This window comes from Synechococcus sp. H60.3 (assembly GCF_047462295.1).
Taxonomy (GTDB): Bacteria; Cyanobacteriota; Cyanobacteriia; order Thermostichales; family Thermostichaceae; genus Thermostichus.
Window position 1 is genome coordinate 1 of record NZ_JANSIY010000150.1, and the last position, 4,735, is coordinate 4,735.

Annotated in this window: 3 protein-coding genes; all 3 read left to right on the forward strand. The window is 62.7% G+C overall.

Going from position 1 to position 4,735, the window contains the following annotated elements; translation table 11 throughout:
- Positions 1–91 precede the first annotated feature (91 nt).
- The 3 genes from NW841_RS11885 to cobN all read left to right on the forward strand — a co-directional run bounded on the left by NW841_RS11885 (position 92) and on the right by cobN (position 4,668).
- The gene (locus NW841_RS11885; protein ID WP_414364354.1) at positions 92–856 is read left to right on the forward strand and encodes a gamma-glutamyl-gamma-aminobutyrate hydrolase family protein; all 765 of its coding nucleotides are present in this window, start codon (positions 92–94) and stop codon (positions 854–856) included.
- A gap of 102 nt (positions 857–958) precedes the next feature.
- Positions 959–2,146 (forward strand): SBBP repeat-containing protein, encoded by a 1,188-nt coding sequence (locus NW841_RS11890; protein WP_414386549.1) that lies wholly within the window; start codon positions 959–961, stop codon positions 2,144–2,146.
- Positions 2,147–2,457: 311 nt separating this feature from the next.
- The gene (cobN, locus tag NW841_RS11895; protein WP_414386551.1) at positions 2,458–4,668 is read left to right on the forward strand and encodes a cobaltochelatase subunit CobN; all 2,211 of its coding nucleotides are present in this window, start codon (positions 2,458–2,460) and stop codon (positions 4,666–4,668) included.
- Positions 4,669–4,735 lie beyond the last annotated feature (67 nt).

Genomic DNA, 4,735 nt, shown 5'->3' on the forward strand with positions numbered 1-4,735 from the left:
TATACCGGTTGCCCCCAGTCAGCCAGAGTTGTCAAGGTTTATGGTGGCGAGCGGTACTTTCTCAGCTTTGTTGTCAATGTAGTGTAGAGGAATGAAGCGGACACCCTCTTTTGTAAATCGGCCCCTCATCGGCGTTACTACCCCCAGCCGCAACGGCCAGGGAGATTTTGTGGCGCCGGGCCGCTATGTGGATGCCCTTCGCGCTGCTGGCGGGATCCCCGTTCTTTTTCCCCCAGGCGAAAGTGAGCCACAAGCGCTGCTGGCTGCGGTAGATGGGCTGGTGTTGACAGGAGGCGGCGACCTTTGCCCCAGCACCTACGGAGAGGATCCCCAACATCCCCAGGTGCGTCACGTCAGCGCCGAGCGGGATCGCTTTGAGATGGCCTTGGCGGCAGCCGCGCTGGCCCAAGGGATCCCGGTCTTGGGCATTTGTCGAGGGATGCAGTTGCTGAACGTGGTCAGCGGCGGCAAGCTGATCCCCCATGTGCCCGACGTGTACGACGAGCTGGATCATTTCAACCCCGCCGATCGCAAGCCCGTTCGCCACAGCGTCAGCCTCATCCGCTCCACCCGCCTGCAGCAAATTGTCGGCGTCGACGCAATCTCCGTAGTCTCTTGGCACCACCAGGCTGTTTGGGGGGTGCCGGCGGGCTGGCGTTTGGCTGCCTGTTCTCCCGACGAGCTCATCGAGGCCATCGAGCACGAAACCCATCCCTGGGCTATTGCCGTGCAGTGGCACCCCGAGTTCACCTTTGAAGAGGCTGAGCATTTTCGCCTGTTTCAGGCCTTTGTGCAGGCAGCGCTGCAGTTTTCGCCGCGCCTGGCCAGCCCTGAAGCAATGCCTCAGGTTGCCTAGGGATCCTGTGCTGCTGCTGGAGAAGAGGCGGGGGCTTATCCCTCGCGATAGCCGGGGAGAGCCCTTGCTATGCTTTGCCCAGTGCCCCCCAAAAGAGGGCCTATGAGCAGGAGACAGGCACTGGCTAGAGCAGTTCTGGGTGTCTTAGCTTTTTTCGGTTTAGGTTTTGGCTGTAGTCCCAGCCCTTGGCTGCGTCAGTTTGGCACCCCTTCCTCTGACGAGGCTCGCGCCATCGCAATTGATGGAAAGGGAAATATTTGGGTGGCGGGGGTAACGGAGGGAAGCTTTTTGGGCCAAAGCTCGGCAGGGGGTGGCGATGGTTTCTTGCGCAAGTACAATGCCTGGGGCCGAGAGCTCTGGACACGGCAGTTGGGCACCCCTGCTTTAGACGAAGTTGTGGCGGTGGCAGTGGACAGGAGAGGGAACACCTGGGTGGCAGGAGTGACCTACGGCGCTTTCCCTGGCTACAGCAATGCCGGCGCAAAAGACATCTTCCTGCGTAAGCACGATCCCCAGGGTCGGGAGCTCTGGACGCAGCAGTTGGGCGGTGCTGAGCCTGACCAGGTCACTGCCATTGCCGTGGATGGCAAGGGCAATGTCTGGGTAGCCGGAAATAGCGGAGGCAAGAGCTTTGTGCGCCAATACAACGCTGACGGCAAACCGCTCTGGGTCCGCGAGCTAGGGGCCCAGGTCACTGCCCTGGCCGCCGATGGGGCAGGAAATCTCTGGATAGCCGGATTCGTCCGCGACCGCACAAGGGCTGGCAGCTTTGTCGGCCAGTATGATCCCAGCGGCAACCAGGTTTGGCTGCGCCAGTTTTCCAACAAAGGGGGCGACGGCACTCTTGCCATCGCTGTGGGAGAGGAGGGAAATGTTTGGGTGGCGGGCTATACCCAAGAGGCTCCTGCTGGCCAGGCCTTGCTCCAGGGGTACAGTGTCTTTGTGCGGCAGTATGATCCCTACGGCAACGAGCTCTGGAGCCGCCAATGGGACGGCGCGCAAGGGGAGCGCCCTCTGGCCATTGCCGTGGATAGGCTCGGAAGGGTCTGGGTGGCAGGATCCACCCAGGGGATCCCTGCAAGTCGCAGCGATGCCTTTGTCCGCCTCTACGATACCAACGGCGGCGAGCTCTGGCGCCACCAGTTCGGCAGCGCCGACTTCGACTGGATTCAGGCCATGGCGCTAGACCAAGAGGGCACCCTCGGGGTGGTAGGTGTAACCTGGGGATCCCTCGCCGGAGAGCCCCATGCTGGTCTGAAAGATGTCTTTGTGCTCAAGTACGGCCGTTAGATTGACACCCCCACCGCCTCAAGGCGTAGGGTTCTCACGTAGTTCAAACAGGCGCTGTCAAGACGCCTCTAGACAGTCCCCTCAGGAAAAGCCCTGCTCGCCTCAGCAGGACGGCGTCCTCTCGCGTCTCGGACGCCTGCACCAGTCGGGTTTTTCACCGTGATTAGCTGCTGGCCTGGGAACGGTACGCCTTTTCGGCAAGTATACCCTTGGCAATTACAGGCTTTTCCGCTCCCCACGCAAGTGCGGGGCTACCAAGCTATCCTTCTGGGTAGTCTCAAGGAGATGGCGGGGCGCCTGGCGCTGGCTCTATGCATCGGATAGCTGCTTTGCCGGGGGGATGGGATCCTTCCCAAGGTGGGGTCATTTTCCTGGAGCAGGATCCTGCGCCCATCGTTGTCCTGTCGGCAGCCGACACGGATCTGACGGCCTTGAGCGCAGCCATGCGCCTGCTGCCGGCTGATTTCCCGGCGGTGCGGGCGGCTAACCTCTTGCAGTTGCAACAGCCTCTCAGCATCGACGACTACGCCGAGAAGGTGTTGCGGCAAGCTCAGGTGGTGCTCCTGCGCCTGTTGGGGGGAAGGGCCTACTGGAGCTATGGTCTGGAGGTGGCCAAAGAGGTAGCGGCAGCAGCGGGAGCCACCCTGATTGTGATCCCTGGGGATGACCGCCCCGATTGGGATTTGGTTAGCCACTCCACCGTGCCCCTGACAGTAGCAGACCGGGTGTGGCAGTACTGGCTGGAAGGAGGGGCAGCCAATGTGGCGGCTTGCTTGAAATTCTTGGCCAGGGAGTTTCTGGGACAGGAGTACGCCGTGCCAGAGCCGCAGGTGCTGCCCCGGCTGGGGATCTACCATCCCCCCCTATCCCCCCTCAGGGATCCCCACGCCCCCAAGGTAGGGATCCTGCTCTACCGGGCCCATGTTTTGGCGGGGAATACGCAGCCAATAGATGCCCTGGCCAACGCCCTGCAGGAGCGGGGGTTGCAGCCGCTGTGTCTGTACACCTATGGCCTGCAGGAGCCGGACTTGCCGCAGGCCATCCGGGAGCACTTCGGCGGCCAAATTGAACTTTTGTTGAACACCACCAGCTTTTCCCTGGCCCGCCTGGAGAGCGAGCAGCCCGATGTCCGTCTCTGGCAGGAGCTGGATGTGCCGGTTGTGCAGGTGGTCTTGAGCAGTGGGTCGCGGGAGCGCTGGGAGAACTCCACTCGGGGCTTGGGGGCGCGGGATCTGGCCATGAACGTGGTGCTGCCGGAGGTGGACGGCCGCATCCTCAGCCGCGCCATCTCGTTCAAGACGGTTCAACAGTGGGATCCCCGCCTGCAGACGGAGATCATGGCCTATGAGGCTGTGCCGGATCGGGTGGCGTTTGTAGCCGAGCTGGCGGCCAACTGGGTAAAGCTGCGGCGCACTCCTGCCAACCAGCGCCGTCTAGCCTTGATTTTGGCCAACTACCCCAGCCGGGATGGACGGCTGGCCAATGGGGTAGGGTTGGATACACCGGCAAGCTGTGTCGAGATCCTCAAGGCCCTGGCGGAAGCCGACTACCGCGCCTGTCCACTGCCCCAGAGCGGAGATGAGCTCATCCGCTGGCTAACCCAGGGCCAAACCTATGATCCGCTGGGATCCCTACGCCCGGCGCGGCAGGTGCTGCCGGCTGCCCTCTACCGGGAGTGGTTTGCCCAGTTGCCTGCCGCTGTCCAAGAGGATCTGGTGCGGCAGTGGGGGGATCCGCCCGTCCACGACATCCCCATTGTCGGCCTGCAGTTGGAGCATGTTTTTGTCGGCATCCAGCCGCCGCGGGGCTACGACCAGGATCCCTCTTTGAACTACCATGCCCCGGATCTGGCGCCGCCCCACGAGTACCTCGCCTTTTACCTGTGGCTGCGGCAAGTGTTTGGCGTGCAGGCAGTGGTGCATGTGGGCAAGCACGGCAACCTGGAGTGGCTGCCTGGCAAGGGATCCGCCCTTTCGGCCACCTGCTACCCAGAAATAGCCTTGGGGCCTCTGCCCCACTTCTACCCCTTCATCGTCAACGATCCTGGCGAGGGATCCCAGGCCAAGCGGCGGGCTCAGGCTGTCATCCTCGACCACCTCACCCCGCCCTTAACCCGTGCCGAGCTCTACGGGCCCTTGGCGGAACTGGAGCGGCTGATGGACGAGTACTACGAGGCCCAGCAGATGGATCCTGGGCGCTGCCCGCTGATCCGCGCCCAGATCCAGGAGCTTGCCTGCCGAGAGCACCTCGACCTGCAGTTCAACCTGGATAAGGAAGAAGACTGGGGCCGCCTCGATGGCTACCTCTGCGAGCTCAAGGAATCCCAGATCCGAGATGGACTGCACATCTTTGGCTGCACCCCCACTGGCGAGCAACTGGTGGATCTCCTGCTAGCCCTGGCCCGCTACCCGGGCTCTGGCCAGTTGGGCCTTACGCAGGCCATCGCCCGCGACTGGGGCTGGGACTGGGATCCCCTGGCCGCCGACCTGACGGATCCCTGGCCGGACAAACCGCCGGCCTAAAAGTCGCTACCGAATTGCAAGGGAAAGCTCGCCGCCTCAATCCCTAGCCCCCCTCTCCCTCTGGGAG